The organism is Marinobacter sp. EN3 (genome assembly GCF_000475315.1).
In the GTDB taxonomy this organism is placed as follows: Bacteria; Pseudomonadota; Gammaproteobacteria; order Pseudomonadales; family Oleiphilaceae; genus Marinobacter; species Marinobacter nauticus.
Genome location: NZ_AXCC01000001.1, coordinates 1 through 17267, shown reverse-complemented (window position 1 = coordinate 17267; position 17267 = coordinate 1). Strand labels below are relative to the sequence as shown.

15 protein-coding genes are annotated in these 17267 nt (G+C 57.0%); 8 read left to right on the top strand and 7 right to left on the bottom strand.

The features are described 5' to 3' along the window. The first annotated feature begins 5 nt into the window (after positions 1 to 5). From Q675_RS19605 to Q675_RS19590, 4 genes are all read left to right on the top strand, one after another. The gene (locus tag Q675_RS19605) at positions 6 to 1604 is read left to right on the top strand and encodes a glycerol-3-phosphate dehydrogenase/oxidase (RefSeq protein WP_014421653.1); all 1599 of its coding nucleotides are present in this window, start codon (positions 6 to 8) and stop codon (positions 1602 to 1604) included. Continuing rightward, entirely contained in the window at positions 1597 to 3156 is a 1560-nt protein-coding gene (locus Q675_RS19600) for an FGGY-family carbohydrate kinase (RefSeq protein WP_014421654.1), read from the top strand. Before Q675_RS19605 ends, Q675_RS19600 begins: the two co-directional genes overlap by 8 nt. A 66-nt stretch (positions 3157 to 3222) precedes the next feature. Continuing rightward, the gene (locus Q675_RS19595) at positions 3223 to 3588 is read left to right on the top strand and encodes an MbcA/ParS/Xre antitoxin family protein (protein WP_014421655.1); all 366 of its coding nucleotides are present in this window, start codon (positions 3223 to 3225) and stop codon (positions 3586 to 3588) included. Beyond that, positions 3585 to 4379: an RES family NAD+ phosphorylase gene (locus Q675_RS19590; RefSeq protein ID WP_014421656.1), complete on the top strand. Its 795-nt coding sequence runs from the start codon at positions 3585 to 3587 to the stop codon at positions 4377 to 4379. Before Q675_RS19595 ends, Q675_RS19590 begins: the two co-directional genes overlap by 4 nt. Here the strand turns inward: Q675_RS19590 and Q675_RS19585 are convergent. The 4 genes from Q675_RS19585 to Q675_RS19570 form a co-directional block, all read right to left on the bottom strand. Beyond that, positions 4327 to 5760, bottom strand: coding sequence for an efflux transporter outer membrane subunit (locus Q675_RS19585; RefSeq protein ID WP_023010219.1), 1434 nt, complete (start codon positions 5758 to 5760; stop codon positions 4327 to 4329). The two genes, Q675_RS19590 and Q675_RS19585, sit on opposite strands and share 53 nt — an antisense overlap. 4 nt (positions 5761 to 5764) lie before the next feature. Next, entirely contained in the window at positions 5765 to 7699 is a 1935-nt protein-coding gene (locus Q675_RS19580) for a MacB family efflux pump subunit (protein WP_014421658.1), read from the bottom strand. After that, positions 7696 to 8850, bottom strand: coding sequence for an efflux RND transporter periplasmic adaptor subunit (locus tag Q675_RS19575; protein WP_014421659.1), 1155 nt, complete (start codon positions 8848 to 8850; stop codon positions 7696 to 7698). Before Q675_RS19575 ends, Q675_RS19580 begins: the two co-directional genes overlap by 4 nt. A 125-nt stretch (positions 8851 to 8975) precedes the next feature. After that, a complete protein-coding gene (locus Q675_RS19570; RefSeq protein WP_014421660.1) occupies positions 8976 to 9581 on the bottom strand; it encodes a LysE/ArgO family amino acid transporter in 606 nt (201 codons plus the stop codon). Positions 9582 to 9670: 89 nt separating this feature from the next. Between Q675_RS19570 and Q675_RS19565 the strand changes: the two genes are divergently transcribed. The 3 genes from Q675_RS19565 to Q675_RS19555 all read left to right on the top strand — a co-directional run bounded on the left by Q675_RS19565 (position 9671) and on the right by Q675_RS19555 (position 11936). Further along, a complete protein-coding gene (locus Q675_RS19565) occupies positions 9671 to 10543 on the top strand; it encodes a LysR family transcriptional regulator ArgP (RefSeq protein ID WP_014421661.1) in 873 nt (290 codons plus the stop codon). Positions 10544 to 10789: 246 nt separating this feature from the next. Beyond that, positions 10790 to 10996: a cold-shock protein gene (locus Q675_RS19560; protein WP_011784828.1), complete on the top strand. Its 207-nt coding sequence runs from the start codon at positions 10790 to 10792 to the stop codon at positions 10994 to 10996. Positions 10997 to 11189: 193 nt separating this feature from the next. Further along, the gene (locus Q675_RS19555) at positions 11190 to 11936 is read left to right on the top strand and encodes a DUF3581 family protein (RefSeq protein ID WP_014421662.1); all 747 of its coding nucleotides are present in this window, start codon (positions 11190 to 11192) and stop codon (positions 11934 to 11936) included. Here the strand turns inward: Q675_RS19555 and Q675_RS19550 are convergent. Then, positions 11918 to 12769: a putative RNA methyltransferase gene (locus tag Q675_RS19550; RefSeq protein ID WP_023010218.1), complete on the bottom strand. Its 852-nt coding sequence runs from the start codon at positions 12767 to 12769 to the stop codon at positions 11918 to 11920. The genes Q675_RS19555 and Q675_RS19550 overlap by 19 nt on opposite strands. Positions 12770 to 12919: 150 nt before the next feature. On the opposite strand from Q675_RS19550, the gene Q675_RS19545 reads away from it, so the two are divergent. Further along, complete coding sequence (locus tag Q675_RS19545) at positions 12920 to 14647, top strand: putative bifunctional diguanylate cyclase/phosphodiesterase (RefSeq protein WP_031210902.1); 1728 nt, start codon at positions 12920 to 12922, stop codon at positions 14645 to 14647. A gap of 32 nt (positions 14648 to 14679) precedes the next feature. On the opposite strand, the gene Q675_RS19540 is transcribed toward Q675_RS19545, so the two are convergent. Both Q675_RS19540 and Q675_RS19535 read right to left on the bottom strand, forming a co-directional pair. After that, positions 14680 to 15327 carry a metallophosphatase domain-containing protein gene (locus Q675_RS19540; protein WP_023010216.1) on the bottom strand — a complete coding sequence of 216 codons (648 nt, stop codon included), beginning with the start codon at positions 15325 to 15327 and terminating at the stop codon, positions 14680 to 14682. Between the two features lie 127 nt (positions 15328 to 15454). Continuing rightward, a complete protein-coding gene (locus Q675_RS19535; protein ID WP_023010215.1) occupies positions 15455 to 16936 on the bottom strand; it encodes a Fic family protein in 1482 nt (493 codons plus the stop codon). Positions 16937 to 17267 lie beyond the last annotated feature (331 nt).

Sequence of the window (17267 nt, the reverse complement as noted above, 5' to 3'; positions counted from 1 at the left end):
TGATCATGGATCGACAACAGATACTGGAAAACCTGAAGGGCGAAACGCAGACCTTCGATGTGGTAGTGGTGGGCGGCGGCATTACCGGCGCCGGAGTTGCCCGCGAAGCCGCGGGCAGCGGATTGAAGACGTTGCTGGTGGAGCAGAAAGATTTCGCCTGGGGCACCTCCAGCCGCTCTTCCAAGATGGTCCATGGCGGACTTCGCTATCTGGCCAGTGGACACATCGGGTTAACCCGCGATGCTGTCCGGGAACGCGAACGCATGTTGCTGGAAGCGCCTGGACTGGTCGATCCACTGCCTTTCCTGATGCCCCACTACAAAGGCAGTTTCCCGGGCCCCGGGCTGTTCCAGATGCTGCTGGCCATGTACGACCGCCTGGCCGGCACCCGCAGCCATCAGAAATATACGCCAGAGGAAACCCTGAACTGGGCCCCGGGGCTCGATACTACCAACCTGCGCGCCACCAGTCGTTTTACCGATGCGGTGACAGACGATGCCCGCCTGGTCCAAAGGCTGATTGCCGAAGCCTCCCACGACGGCGCCATGTGCCTGAACTACGTCGCCGCGACCGCCGTCGACCGGGATGATAACGGAACTGTCTGCGGATTAAGACTGACTGCCGAAGAAAATGCAGAGCAGAGCGCCATCACGGTCAATACCCGATGCGTTATTAACGCTACCGGCGCCTGGGCCGATCGGTTGCAGAAACAATCAGCGACAGATCACCCGCTCACCATCCGACCGCTGAGAGGCAGTCACCTGGTCATTCCGTGGCACAAGCTGCCGGTGACCTGCGCTGTATCCCTGATGCACCCGGATGACCGAAGGCCTGTATTTGCCTTCCCCTGGGCAGGTGCCACGGTTCTGGGAACTACCGATCTCGAACACGCCAAAGATCTGAACGAGGAGCCGGCCATCACCGGTGGGGAAGTAAATTATCTGCTGCAAATTGCCACCCGTTTATTCCCCGGTGCGACCATTGAACGGGCCGACGTGCTGTCCACCTGGGCGGGCGTTCGACCTGTGGTCACCGACGGCGGAGGTAGAGCTCCGTCCCGGGAGAATCGGGAACACGCCATTCGGCACGACAAGGGCCTGATCAGCATCGCCGGCGGGAAGCTCACCACCTTCCGCCAGATGGCACGACAGGCGTTGGCCATGGCCCTGGGTGATCAGCATGAAGATCGGCTTCGTAGCGACGAGCAACGGGTATTCACGGCCACGCCAAACGACCGTAAACCCGATGATATTCCGGCGCTGGCCTGGCATCGGCTGGGCGGCTATTACGGCCCGCACCGCCAGTCTATCCTGAAAAACGGTGACGCCACCGGAATCCCGGACACCGGTGTGCTCTGGGCCGAACTGGAATGGGCCTGTCGCCATGAACAGGTTCAGCATCTGGATGATCTGATGCTGCGGCGTACCCGCCTGGGGCTGATCCTGCCTGACGGGGCGGCCAGTTTGCTTCCTGAAATCCGTAACCGATGCCAGAGCCTGCTTGGCTGGGATGATGCCCGCTGGCATCAGGAGCAAGAGCGATATCTGGCAACCTACCGTAAGGGCTATCAACTGCCGATGGGCGAGGATGCCCGGGATGCCTGAGACCCCACTGATACTGGCGATCGACAACGGCACCCAGAGCATCCGCGCCCTGCTGTTTGACACCCAGGGTAACTTGTTGGGTAAGGGCAAGCAGGAAATCGAGCCTTACTTTTCCGAGCAACCCGGCTGGGCAGAACAGCACCCGGAGTACTTCTGGGACAACCTTGGCATTGCTTGCCAGCAACTCTGGCAAACCACCAGCGCCCGCCCGGAGCAGGTGGTGGGCGTGACCGTCACCACGCAACGCGGCACGGTGGTCAACCTCGATCGTGGGGGCAAGCCCCTGCGGCCCGCCATCATCTGGCTGGATCAGCGGCATGCACGGGTAGACGGGGCGGTGAAAGGCCCCTGGGGCTGGCTGTTCAAGCTTGCCCGCCTGGAGGAGACCATTGGCCGCTTCCGGGAAAAAACCCAGGCGAACTGGATCGCGCAGAATCAGCCGGACATCTGGGCGAAAACCCACAAGTACCTGCTGTTATCAGGCTATCTGAATTACCGATTGACCGGTGAATACCGCGATTCCACCGGCAGTCAGGTGGGCTACCTGCCCTTTGATTATAAACGCCAGCGTTGGGCGGGGCCCCGGGATTTCAAATGGCAGGTGATGCCGGTGACCCCGGGTATGCTGCCTGAACTGATACCGCCTGGTGAACAGATCGGAACCCTGCTGCCTGAGGCGGCGGCGCACCTTGGCCTGCCGGGTGGACTGCCCGTCATCGCCGCGGCATCGGACAAAGCCTGCGAAATTCTCGGCTCCGGCGGCCTGTCTCCGGAGACCGGCTGCATGAGCTATGGCACCACGGCCACCATCAACACCACCAATGCCCGCTATGTGGAACCCACCCGGTTCATGCCGCCGTATCCGTCTGCCCTGCCCGGCCACTACTCCACTGAAGTCATGATCTATCGGGGTTTCTGGATGGTGAGCTGGTTCAAGCGGGAATTCGGGCTGCGTGAGCAAAAGCTGGCAGAACAGAAAGGCATTGAACCCGAAGCCCTGTTTGACGAACTGGTGAACGCCGTACCGCCAGGCTCCATGGGTTTGATGCTACAGCCCTACTGGAGCCCCGGCGTGCGCCAACCTGGCCCGGAAGCCAAGGGGTCCATTATCGGCTTTGGCGACGTACACACCCGAGCTCACGTTTACCGGGCCATTCTTGAGGGGTTGGCCTACGCCTTGAAGGAAGGCAAGGAACGCATCGAGAAGCGCAGCGGCCAGGCTATCAAGCGGCTTCGAGTGGCAGGCGGCGGGTCCCAGAGTGATGCGGCCATGCAATTGACGGCTGATATATTTGGATTGCCGGCGGAACGCCCGCATACCTATGAAACCTCCGGACTGGGAGCGGCTATTGATGCCGCCGTGGGGCTGGGATTACACCCGGATTTCGACACGGCGGTACGGGCTATGACCAGGACCGGCCGGGTATTCGAGCCCAACCCGGAAGCATCTGCGCTTTATCAACGTCTCTACCGGGAGGTTTATCAGGATATGTATCCCCGCCTGCAACCACTGTACAAAAAGATCCGGGAGATTACTGGCTACCCGCGCTAACCCCGATGGTGACATTTTATTCAATATAACCTATACTGATGAAAATTCATCACGGGAGGTCGAGGCATGTCAGAAGCGGTTCGCGTAGCACCGGAATCCAGCGATAAAGCTCTGCTGTCCAAGGCTCTGCTGAACGCGGCGAAAGCCTTTGGTCTGCCACAAGCGGAAATCGCAGCCGTGGTTGGCCGAAACCGCACAGGTCTGACCCGCGACGGCATCGATCCGGCCAGCAAGTCCGGTGAACTGGCATTGTTGTTTATCCGGCTTTACCGCAGCGTCTATGCATTGACCGGCGGTGAAAGGGAGGCCATGACCCATTGGCTGAACACGCCCAACCACTATTTTGAGGATACACCCAGAGAGATGATCCAGAGCACGGAAGGCCTGGTTCGGGTGGTTCACTACCTGGACGCCATGCGGGGGCGGATTTGAATTATCGGGAACGGATTGCCCAGTCCATCGCACCGCTGCAAGGCAGCCTGTTCCGGGTAGTGGAAAGCCAGGAAGACATCGCGACGGCGCGCATTGTCGACAGTATGCAGGAACAGAATCGACTGGAGGAACTGCTGGAAAGCAACAAGCCACCGGTACCCGGCACGGCACGAAAACGCCATTACCTGCTGACCACACCGTTCCGCTATCCGCCCCTGAAATACGGCTCACGTTTTGGCCGCAATTTCGAGCCAAGCCTGTTCTACGGAGCCATGGCCATTCCCGCTGCCCTGGCGGAAACCGCGTTTTACCGGTTTGTGTTCATGAGCCACCTGAAAACCCCGTTCAAGCGCCCGTTAACCACCTTGCACACGGTGTTCAGCGCGCGATTCCGAACGGAACGAGGTGTTCGGCTGCAGTCTGAACGCTGGCAGGATCTTCATCATACGCTGACAGATCCAGTCAGCTACCGGGAAAGCCAGGCTGTGGGTACCGACATGCGTAGCCTGCAAGTGGGCGCCTTCCAGTTTCTCTCAGCCCGCGCCCTGCAAGCCGGCCTTTACGCTCTTCCGTACCATCCAGACAACGGCGTTGAGGGCGTCAATGTGGCCTTGTTTAACGCCAGCGTGTTCCGGGACGCCGCACCCAGAAGTTATCAAAAACTGATTGCCGTGACGTCGCCCAGCCAGGTGTCCATGAGCCTGTCGGAACCGGATGGCAGTAAACAGGTTTACGAATTCAGCCTGGACCAGTTTCTGATCGAAGGCGAACTACCTCAGCCGGCGCCATAGCACGCCCTTGAGGCTCTGCCTGCCAGCCGCCTCCCAGCGCCTTGTAAAGATCCACCGCTGCAATCAGTCGGTTCAGTCGTACCTGACTGAGCTGCTGCCGGGCATCAAATACGGTTCGCTGGCTTTCCAGCAAGGTGAGCAGGTCATCTGCCCCTTCCCGATAGCGCACTTCGGTCAACCGTAAGGTCTCTTCCGCCTGGGCGAGAATACTCTGTAACCGCTGCTCCTGATCCAGGTACAGCGCTTCTCTGTCGAGTGCATCCCCTACTTCCTGGAATGCCAAGAGCAGGCTGGCACGGTAACTCGCCAACAAAGCCACCCGCCGGGATTCCGAAATGGCCACATTGTTTTGACGCTGGCCTCCGTCAAACAAAGTCTGGCTGAGGGCAAGCAGGCCATTGGCGGTTTGCAATGGGTCGGCCAGGCTTACAAAGCTGTTGGTAGAGAAGCGAACCGCGCCGCTGAGCGACACCGATGGCATCAAGGCCGCCCTGGCCTGCTCGACGTCCGCACTGGCGGCCAACAGCCGAGCCTCCTCAGCCGCCAGGTCCGGTCTTCGGGTAACCAGGCTGGCCGGTGTTTCAGGGTTGATCTCCGGCACTTGAACCGCAAGTAGCCCAGCCTCCGGAATCTCTTCCGTAAACGGATAATCCCCGGTCAGTAGCCGCAAGGCCGCTAACCGTTGCCGGGCCTGATACTCCAGTGGCGGCACCGCATTCTTCAGGTTCAGTACGGAGGTTTGCTGGCGGGACAATTCCGAGCGATCGGCCACACCGTTACGATACCGGGCCTCGACGAGGGCCAGTGTTTTTTCGCCCAGTTCCAGATTCCGACGCGCAATATCCACGCGCTGCTGCAACTCCTGCCATTCGAACCAGGTACTGGCTACCGAGGCCACCAGCGTCATTCGGGCGGCGTCATAGTCATACTCCGAAGCCTGGAAACCAGCGAGAGCCCCGGCTTCCGCGGCGGACAGGCGACCCCAGAGATCCAGCTCGTAGTCAACCGACAGCCCGAGGCTACTAGAACCACTCGTGACACGATCCTGGCCGGAGGCCTCGCTTGCCTGTTTACCCGTGCTTCCCGATGCACCAAGGGTCGGCAGCAAGGCAGCTCCGGCGTTGCGCAACTGCAAATCTGCCTGAATCACTGCCTGAGCGGTGGCAGCAAGATCCGGATTATTCGAAAGTGCGCGGTCTATTAAACGGTTGAGTTCTTCATCATCGAAGGAATACCACCAACGCGCACTAACCGCTTCGCTGGCGCCAGCCCCGATGTGCCATTGGGCCGGCGGATTCACCGGCCGCTCGATGGGTTGTGGCTGAAAGCCGGCACACCCGGTCAACAACACCGACACCAGTGCGATATGGCGAACGCTCATAACATTACTCCGAGGCCAGTGCATGAACAGGGTCCAGATGGGCGGCCTTACGGGCGGGCAGAAACCCGAACAGCAGGCCTGTGGCAAAAGCGCAACCAAAGGCCAGAGCCATGGGTAGCAGCGTCATGTGAATGGGTGTGCCCAGAGAGCCAATAATCCGGGTTGCGGCAATGCCGATGACAACACCAATCAACCCGCCTATGGCCGATACCAGCCAGGCCTCGGTCAGAAACTGCTGCAGGATATTCCACGCCCGGGCACCGGTGGCCATGCGAATACCGATTTCGCGGGTACGTTCAGTGACGCTCACCAGCATGATATTCATCACCCCGATGCCACCCACAAGGAGGGAAATTGCAGCAATAGAGCCCAGCAGCCAGGTGAGTGTATTCTGGGTTTCCGAAATGGTTTCAATCAATGAAGCCATGTTGCGGATAGTAAAGTCCTCAATGCCATGGCGGGCCATCAGAGTGTCGTGAATGAGGGCTTCGATCTCATCCATACGGTCGATGTCGGCCACAGCCACGGTGATGTTGCGCAGGTGCGTTTGCCCGAAAATGCGCAGGCTGCCCGTGGTGTAGGGAACAAACACCACATCGTCCTGGTCCTGTCCCATGGGAGAGGCGCCTTTTTCATCCATCACGCCAATCACCTGAAACAGCACGTTGTTAACCATCAGGTGTTTACCAAGGGGGCTTTCGTCAGGAAACAGAGCGTTGGCGGTGGTTTTGCCCAATACTGCTACGGCTGCGTAACTGGCTTCATCCTGGGCGCTGAAGAAGGTGCCCTCAACAACAGGCCACTGGCGGGCCACCGGGAACCGGAAGGAGGTGGCATTGATCTCAGCCGAGTGATCCCGGTTGGAATATCGCAGCGTCTGTCCGCCAGTCAGTTCAGGTATTGCTGCAAGAACACCCTCTATCTCATTGATTGCTTTGAAGTCAGATGGTACCAGCGTGGTCACGCTCCAGCGCCCACCCCGCTGATCGGGCCCACCGGGGCGCACCAGCAGCAGATCACTGCCCATGGTGCTGATTCTGTCGACCACATCCTTTCGGGCCCCCTCCCCGATCGCCAGCATGGTGATCACTGAGGCAACCCCGATTACGATGCCAAGCAGGGTCAACGCCGTCCGAAACAGGTTACTGTGCAGGGAACGCACCGCGCTTTTCAGGGCTTCCTGCCAGTCGCCAAGGCGGGAACGGCGACGGCCATTCTGGTCGGTTGCTGGCATCGGGACCGAGGGCACTTCTGCGCCGGTGTCCTCAACAATCTCACCATCGGCAATGCGAATTTGCCGACGAGCCACTGTTGCCACATCGGGGTCGTGGGTGATCAGGATAATGGTGTGGCCCTGCTCAGAAAGATCGGTTAACAGCCGGATCACTTCCTGGCTGCTTTTGCTGTCCAAAGCACCGGTCGGTTCGTCTGCGAAGATCAACTGGCCGCCGTTCATCAGGGCCCGGGCAATAGACACTCGCTGTTGCTGACCACCCGATAGCTGTGCCGGCCTGTGCGACAGGCGCTCGCCCAGCCCGAGCCCGGTGAGTAACCGTTCCGCCCTTGCATGCCGCTCGGCCGGCGCCATACCGGCATAAATTGCCGGAATCTCAACATTCTCCCGGGCAGTCATTCCAGGCAACAGGTTATAGCTCTGGAACACAAAACCAAAGGCATCGCGCCGAAGCCGTGCCAGTTCGTCCCGGTCCAGGGAAGACACGTCCCTGCCATTGAACCGGTACTGGCCAGCGCTGGGCTGATCCAGACAGCCGAGGATGTTCATCAGGGTAGATTTGCCGGAGCCCGATGGCCCCATGATGGCCACAAACTCACCGGGCCAGATTTTCAGATCAATGCCCTTGAGCACAGGAACCGCCAGTTCGCCCTCGCCAAAGGATCGGGTAATGTCTTGAAGCTCAATCAACGGTCGCGGGCTCATCTCAGCATACCCCGAAAGGCAGCCCGGCTCTCACCCTGCCCGGCCCGCGGATCCCGGTTTGCAAGAACCACCTGATCACCCTCATTCAATCCGGACCGAACCTCCACGTATACGCGGTTGCTGATGCCGGTTTCGATGGCCCGAATCTGTGGCTGCCCCTTCGCATCCAGGACCTTGACCTGGTTTCTCACCACCGCACTGACTGGCACCCGCAATACATTCAGCGCCTCATCCTGAATAAAGAACACCTGGGCGGTCATCTGGGGCAACAGCCGCCCCTCCTGGTTATCCACCGTAAACAGCGCGTTGTAGAGCACCACGTTGTTGGTTACTTCGGGGGTTGGCTCAATGTACTGCAACTCGCCGTAGAGCTTATGCTCCGAATCGCCAAGTGTGGTGAAGTACACCCGCATGCCCGGTTGCAGCTTGCCGACGTCGGCCTCAGACACCTGGGCCCGCACCCGCATGGTGCTCAGATTGGCAATGCGCATAAGCAACGGCGCGGTCTGGCTCGCGTTCAGGGTTTGCCCCTGGCGGGCTTCGATGGATACCACAGTGCCATCCATCGGCGCATAGATGCGGGCATAACCCAGATTGGCTTCTTCAGCCCTCAGGGTGGAGGAGGTCTGTTCTATCTGTGCCTCAAGCATGGCCAACTGCGCCCGGGCGGACGCTAAAGATGCTTCGGCAGTCTGCAGGGATTCCCGTGTGGTCGCATCTTCACGCCACAGGTTCTGCTGGCGCTGGAACTGGATCTCGGCGAGCCGCAGCTGGGCCTTGCGATCGGCTAGCTGGGCCTGCTGGTTCTTCAACTGGGCGCGGGTGGCATCCACTTTCGCCACATACACGGTAGGGTCGATTTCCGCCAGCAGATCGCCGGTGCTAACGGGTTGGCCCACTCGTACGTGAATCAGCTCCAGCTGGCCGGAAACCTGTGCACCCACATCCACATAATCACTCGGCTCAAGCACGCCGGTGGCCGAAACCAGGTTCTGGATGTCGCCTCGGCTCACCGCCACGGTATTCAAAGCCGGTTCATTGCCGTTAGCATTGCGGGCGTACCAAACGACAGCGAAGGCTATCGCGCACAGCACACACAGAAATCCAACCCACTTCAGCCAGCGATGCCCGGCACGGGTAGCAGAGGCCATTCAGATATCTCCAAGAGTTCAAATCAGACCGAACCATAGAGAACTGATACGGGAAAAAGAAGCCGGGGATCAGGGTTTTGCGAAACCTTTACACGAACGATGTCAGGCGCAAAGAGGCTATAGGGTTACAGCCCTCCTGAAGCGAGCTGGATAGCAATCGCAGCCATCATCAGGCCGATAACACCGTCAATCACACGCCACGCCGCAGGCCTGGCCAACCAGGGCGCCAGCCGGGAACCGGCCCAGGCCAGCGCGCCGAACCAAAGCACCGACGCGCTACTGGCACCCGCCACAAACGTGGCCGGATCCGATTGCTGGGCCCCCACTGCTGGAATTAACAGTAACGTATCCAGGTAAACCTGGGGGTTCAGCAAGGTGACCGCCAAGGTTGTCAGGATCACGCCTTTGACGGTGCTGCGCCGAGCTTCCCCTGCCGCCAGCGACGCTCTCCCCTTGAGAACCCGATAGAACGCCTGTCCTGCCAGCAAACCAAGAAACCCAACGCCCAGCCATCTGAGCACATCCAGCGCCTCGGGCATGGCCATCAGTGCCGCACTCACGCCAAACATGCCCAGGGTGAACAGCAGGATATCCGAGGTCATACACAAACCTGCTGACCACCAATGGTGTTCACGACGAATCGCCTGGCTGAGAACGTAGGCATTCTGGGCACCAATAGCCACGATAATTCCACCACACACAACCAGGCCTGTCAGATAACTCTCAAACACCACTGCACTCCTTATGATTAATGGCGAAAGCCTACCCCGTTACCGCTATACTTGAAATTCATCCTGTTAATGCCTGATAAGTTTTTCTTATGCTTGACTACAAATTGCTGGAAGCCCTTGCCGCCGTGGTCGACGCCGGTGGTTTTGATAAAGCCGGCGACATGCTGGGCATCAGCCAGTCCGCCATTTCTCAGCGAATTCGTACGCTTGAAGTCAGGCTTGGCCAACCTGTGCTGGTGCGTAGCCAGAACCCAAGAGCAACGCCCGCAGGCCAGAGATTGCTCAATCATGTTCATCAGGTGCGCCTGCTGGAACGCGACCTGACCAGTTCCATTCCCTCTCTGGCCGAACCAGCCACTCGATTTCGCGTCGCGCTCAATGCGGACAGCCTCGCAACCTGGTGGGCCTCTGCCGTCGGCGACTTCTGTACCGAAGAAGGAATACTTCTGGACATGGTGGTAGAAGACCAGGACGTAGGACTGCGGCGCATGCGCGAGGGCGACGTAGCCGCCTGCCTTTGCAGCAGCCCTCAGCCGGTTGCCGGCGCCCGGTGCATACCGCTGGGAGTGATGACGTATCTGCCATTGGCCACACCGGAGTATACCCGCCGCTATTTTCCAGACGGGCTGAACAACGGGAGCCTGCAATCCGCGCCCGCCATTGTGTTTGGGCCCAACGATCAACTCCAGCATCGGTTCCTGGCCCGGGTGGGCTATCAGGGCAAATTTCCGCACCACCTATGCCCTTCATCCGAGGGCTTCGTAAAGCTTGCGCTGACCGGCATGGGTTATGGAATGATTCCGGAAATTCAGGCCCGGGAGCATATCGAGGCAAATCGACTGGTTAGTATCGCCCCCGGCAGCGGCCTGGAAGTTCCTCTTTACTGGCACTTCTGGCGGCACGGTGGTGAGTTGATGTCCCGGTTAACGCGCAAACTGCAGGATTCGAGCGAGTTGGTTTGAGCGGTTTCCGGTGATCAGGGTATCTGCCTAGAAAAAATAGCTATGCAAACCATCCAGACAGGAGTACAGTGGCGGTCGTTGGAAAGATTTAGCAAAGCATTCATCAATAAGACGCATCCCTGTTGTTATAAGTAGTGTTCGTCCTGTTTTTGATCACGCCAGTTTTTATGTTTCCGCACACCGCTGACCTGCCCTCACAACGAGACCAGGCAGCACATTAAATGATTGAATTCAGGATAGTAAAATATGTCGACTGTTACCGGTACTGTTAAGTTCTTCAACGAATCCAAAGGCTTCGGCTTTATCACTCGTGAAGGCGGCCCGGACGTTTTCGTTCACTACAGCGCCATTCAGGGCGGCGGCTTCAAGACTCTGGCAGAAGGCCAGCAGGTTGAATTCACCGTGACTCAGGGCCAGAAAGGTCCTCAGGCGGAAAACGTAGTTGGTCTGTAATTAACAGCCCAGTACGATCAAAAAGGCAGCTTCGGCTGCCTTTTTTGTTGCCTGAATTTCCCTGTTCGTCCGTATTCGTCCTTATTAGTACCATGGTCGGGCTCACCTTGAGCCACGCTAAGGCCTATAATGCCTGCTCGGGTGAATTCACTCCCCAGGCCCTCGAGGCTCAGCAAACCAGAAAAGGCCCACCATGTTTTCTGAACAGTTCTATTCCGTCCAGGACGGACGTATTGTGATTTCCGCACCCCAGGCCAGCTACTTTGCCAAAGAGATCGCCGGGGACTTCAATCCGATCCACGATCCGGACGCCCGTCGTTTTTGCGTGCCCGGCGACCTGCTGTTCACCATTGTGGTGTCCCGTTTCGGGCTCTCAGAAAATATGACCTTCAAGTTCCGTAACCTGCTTGGTGCCGAGGTTCCGCTTGAGTTCCGCGAAAGCGAAAATGGCGAAGCCATCAACGTTGTCGACGAAGCCGGTAAGGTCTACCTGGAAGTTACCCGTAAAGGCGCGGTAACCCGGGATGAAAAAGTGATTGAAGAGTTCAGTCGGTGCTATGTTGCGGCGTCCGGGAAAAACTTTCCGCACACGCTCAAGCCCTTGATGGAATCACACGGGGTGATGTTCAATCCCGACCGGCCAATGGTGATGTATGAGAGCATGAGCCTGGCTCTCACACAGCTGGAGAACCCTCACCCAGACCTCGAACTGAACAACGCAGATCTGGAAGTTGCGGGTAAACGCGGCAACGTAACGCTTGAATACAACCTGCAGTCTTCCGGCAAAACCGTTGGCGAGGTTGCCAAGCGGCTGGTACTGGGCGGCCTTCGGGAGTACTGCCCTGAGGCCATGGCCGGCATCATCGAGGAATTTTACCGGCTCAAGGCGAGAGGCACCCGCTGGGGGATGGAAAGCGCTGATCAGCCGGCAGGATTATAACGCTCAAACGTTTGCAGGCAGACATCCACGGTTACCGATAACGTTTTCAGCGCCGCAGCCCGTGCCCTGCCTTCCGCACTCGCCCGGTAGAGGTGCGGGGTCATTGCCAATAAATCGGCAATAGGCTCAGCGCCTTCGAGATGCACTGTGAAGCGTAAATCCTGGGTGCCGATTCGCCGAAATCCTTCTGGCACCAGAGCCACTTTACGAGAGTCTGCGCGAACTTCCGGATAGACAATCTCCCGCAACTCCCTCAGATGATCCTGGCCGGCGTCTACCTGTACCAGTCGCCCGCCTGGCCGTAAAACCCGCGCGAACTCCGGATACACCGGGAACCCGAAAAGGCAAAGCACACGGTCGACTGAAGCTGGTAACACCGGCAGATTGGCATTGCTGCCAACCACCCAACCTGCGCGTTTTTCCATGCGCGCCGCCGCCAGCACCGCCCACTTGGAAATGTCCAGTCCGAGCAACGATAGTGAGATTTCGTCCTCCTGGGACGCTAGTTGGCGCAGATAATAGCCCTCACCACAGCCGGCATCCAGACAACTGAGCTCGCTGCCCGTCGCAGCGCCGTTCAGGATTGCAGCCGACACGGCATCCGCAATCGGGCGATAGTATCCCGCCTCCAGAAAGCGCTGGCGCGCGGCCACCATGGCTTTGCTGTCACCAGGTTCTTTCGAGCGCTTTTTCTGAACTGGCAGCAAATTTACGTAGCCCTGGCGGGCAATATCGAAGCTATGGCCCTGCGGACAGCGCCAGACTTTGTTTTCCCGCTGTAGCGGATTGCCGTCGAGCGGACAGGCGAAGGATTCAAAGGAAGTGGTGTTCACTGAGCGTCCAAACGTTGGAAATGCCGGCGTATTCTAACAAGGAATATCCCATCAGGCTCGCAAACGGAGGAATGGCTTCCTATTCTTGTTGTGAACGACTGGAAAGCGCATAGATGCGTTCTCACCCAACCGGGAGGAGTCTCGTCCGTCATGGATAAGAAGAAGGACAGATCGTCGTCATCGTCACAATCGGAGCAAAGTGAACAAAAGTTCCATGAGTTGATTGAGAGCCTTCCGATGGTTGCCGTTCAGGGCTACGACCGGAATCGGAGGGTCATCTACTGGAATGAAGCCAGCACAAGACTATACGGGTACTCCAGAAATGAGGCTCAGGGAAAACGGCTGGAGGACCTGATTATTCCGGAAGCCATGCGCGAAGCCGTCATTGAGGCCCACACCAACTGGCTCGATCACAACATCAGCATTCCCGCAGAAGAACTGGCACTGAAACACAAGGATGGCCACCTGGTTCCCGTTTACTCCAGTCATGTCATGATCAAACAGGATACCGGCGAGTGCGAAATGTTCTGTATCGACATCAGCCTGGAAGAACAAACGCAAGCCAAGGCAGAACTGGTTCGCCGCGCCAGTTTTGATGATCTTACCGGGTTACCCAACCGACGCCTGATGGAGTCTGAACTTGAAAGCCGGCTGGCCGAGGCAGATCGTTGCAATCGCGAAGTTGCGGTGATCTTCATGGATCTGGACAACTTCAAACTGATTAACGATACCCTCGGCCACTATCAGGGCGACTCCCTCCTCAAATCGGTTGCCGACACCTTAAAGCAGGAATTGCGACACAGCGATCTGCTCTGCCGTTTCGGAGGAGACGAATTCGTTCTGTTACTGTTCGATTTCCATGGCCCTGAAGGCATTCATGAATTACTTCAACGGCTGGTCAAGGCACTCGAAAGCAAGGTGCAGCTTCACGGTGATTGCTATCAGGTATCGGCAAGCTTTGGCGTCAGCCTGTACCCACACAATGGCGGCACCGCAACGGAACTCATGGGCAACGCAGACGCGGCCATGTACCGCGCAAAGGAGATCGGAAAAAATACGGTCTGCTTCTACACCTCGGACATCAACGATCGGCTAGTCGAATACCAACAGATAACCGCCCTGCTGCGCCAAGCCCTGACGAATGGTGGATTGGAACTTTACTACCAGCCACAGATAGATCTGAGAACTGGCGGGACCACCTCATGCGAGGCGCTGTTGCGGTGTTTCGACAAGGCATCAAACCTTGTCTCCCCGGCGACATTTATCCCGGTCGCTGAAAAATCCGGACTTATAAACCGTATCGGTGACTGGGTGATCGATGCCGCATGCAAACAGCTCAAAGCCTGGCAGGGAACTGAGCTCGCTGGCGTACGCATTGACGTCAATTTGTCCGGTCGCCAACTGACCAATCCGCGCCTGGCTGACCAGATCCTGGAAACCATCCAACACTATGGCTTGAAACCTGAGCAACTCGGGGTGGAGCTCACGGAGAACGAGGTGTTTGGCAGTGAAGAAAGCCAAACCAGGCAACTGGAGCGCCTCAAGGCTGCCGGGCTCCATATATCCATTGACGACTTCGGCACCGGATACTCCTCCCTGGTTTATCTTCGGAAGCTGCCAGTATGCAGCATCAAGATCGATCGAAGCTTCCTTCACTATGCCATGGAAAACGAAAGCGACATGGCCATCATGAAAGCCATGGTTACGGTCGGCCAGAGTCTCGGCTTGAGCATTCTTGTAGAAGGTGTAGAGACGGAGCAACAGGCAAAGCTGATACGGGATCTCGGATGCGATTTCGCCCAGGGCTTTCTTTACGCCAAACCGATGCCGGCGAAAGTGGCTGAGGCGTTTATGACGCCCTTGGCTTCGCGCAGTTAATGAGCAACAAACATAGCATGGCGTTTTTAAGCTCAGCCTCTTTGAAGGGGTAGATCTAACACCACCGGAGTATTCTCAGGCATATAACGTTCGTTGCAGGTACTGGCATTAATGAGACGGGTTTCGCCCTGCAGGTACTCACCATAGCCCTCATGAATGTGCCCGAAGACATGAGCCTTCAATAGAAGTTGCTGGATTCGATCTAACAGCTGCTCACAGCCAACATTCAAGGCATTGGATCCCAGCATAACCTCATCACCAATCCCTTTAGGCGGTCCATGGGTGATCAACACATCGGTATTGTCCGGGATGAGCAGCCACTTTTTGTACAGCGGCTCACCTCTGTCCAACATAAACGCCCAATTCATGAACGCAGGCGTCCAGGGCGAGCCCCAGAATCGAACTCCCTCGATCTCAACACCGCTGTCTTCCAAGTAAATGGCTTCGGTTAATGCCTCCCGCGCGAGTTCCGGCGTTTCCTGGAAAGCCCAGTCATGGTTACCGGCAACAACGATCTTGTGCCTGTGGGGTAGAGTCCCAAGCCAGTCGTTGAAATCTCTGACGTTTTCTAACGTACCCTGCCCCAGGCAGTCCCCGGCATGAATCAGCACATCGCCGTCCGGGATGTCTGGAATGCGCCTATGCAGGCTGTGGGTGTCGGAAATGCAGACCAATTTCATTTCATTCAATCTGTGTTTAATGGGTTAGAGATTTCACTCCACTGAATACAAGATAACAGCAAGCTGCTGGCAATTTCGGTAAGCCTTTTTCGACAATCAGGCGTAGAAAACCTCGCTGCTACATAGGCTAGATGTCTTCATTTACCAGGATTCGATATGCCTGTTCCAGCGCATCGAAGATCTCTTCTGGAACCTTGTACTGATATTGCTTGCGTCGGTGATTCGAAATGCGGCCGTTCTGGTCCAGGCAGAACATCACCAGCCTGGAGAGATCGGTGTTGGGTATATCGAAGGACTGGTCTATGCGGCGGTAGATTTCGTCGTACCGCGTGAGGAACACGGTTTCTTCTTTCAGGTGTTGTTCAATAGCCTGTTTGGTTGCACGGGCCATAAATTCTGCGCAGTGGGTGCCATCCCAGTATCGGTAGAGGGCTTCATGGCCCTTAAATTCGAACTGAAACTGGTTTTCGTCGATGTAAGTAACATCCCAGTACTGCCTCGCTTGTTCCGAAAACGCTTGCAGCACACCTAGATACTCGGATTCATTCTGGCGTAACACTATGGATACAGGAAGCACCAGGCCATTCTGAAGGGCTCCACGCTGGCACAGTATCTGGTGAAACAAAAACCGGGACAGGCGGCCATTGCCGTCCATAAAGGGATGAACAAAAACAAAACCAAAAGATACGATGCTGGCCAATACCAGTGGGTCCGTATCTTCCGGCTGCTGGTTTGCCAACACCATCAGATGCTCCATCAAGGAACGCGAGAGTTCCGGGGCCGGCGGCACATAGCTAACACCCAGCGCACCGCGCAGGCCGTTACTGAGATAGTTCTGCTCCGTTCGGAAAGACACCGCCTGGGAGAACGCATTGCTGATAACGGCGTTTTGCAGATCTACAAGGTAGTCTTCATCCAGTTTACGGGGGCTGTGGGCCTGCTTCAGCAAATTTACGAAGCGAGTTGCTTTGTCTTCCGACGGCGCTTCGTTTTCAATGGCGTAGGAATCCCGGGTTTCGTGCAGGTAGGCCCAAGCCAGCGTGCGGTTGAGAATGTCTTTCGGCAGCGACTCGGTGAACTCCGTGGCTTTTTGCAGCAAATCCTCATCAAGTAACGCCTGAAGCTCTCCAGTTCGCCGCACTGTGATGCAATAATCCAGTGTGCCCAGGCCATTAAATATCACTCGCCAACGGGGATTCTTTTGTCCCTGGCCGGTGATGTAGGCTTTGGTGTTAAACAAGGGCACGTAAGCCTGCCGGATGTTCTCCGTGGCGCGTTGAATCGTCTCACCGGTAAAGTGCTCCCACAGGAAACAGGCCTTGCGCAGGTATTGGCTGTTTGGAGCGGCATCAAAGGCCTGCCGGATCTCAGGTTCTGGGATAGCCGGTAGTGCCTGGGCTAATACCTGCAGGTTGATGCCTTCGTGTTTGATGGCGAAAAGGACGTGCCCCAGTCGATCGTCCGGGGCCGGGACCAGCTTTGCGGGCACGGCGATGGTCTGGCCTATGGTTTCCTTGCGGGTGACCGAGCGCACTTCCACAATTATTGCCGGCGCTATGGCCGTGATACTGTCCTGATTGATGAGATGCGCATAACCTGCGTACTGCATGTTTTCCCTTTCTTCCCCTCGCCAGAACTTTATTTACACGAAACTCCCTTTTTTTACACTTTTGATAATATAGGCAACATTTTTTACACGCAAGGTCCGGGCGCTCACATTGACTGAACCATCAGTATGTCCAAACCCATAAATTTTATATTTAAATGTAACCAATTGAAGGTATTCGAATCATAGCCGGACGGCTGCGGCCGTCCGCGCGCCGCTCTGCATACCCATTCTCCAACGATTGTTATGAGTTCAACTGTAATCCCCCCAGAAAATAATCGAGGTTTTGAGTAGAGACTTTTACAATGATCGCTGTTAATGGCCAATTAAAATG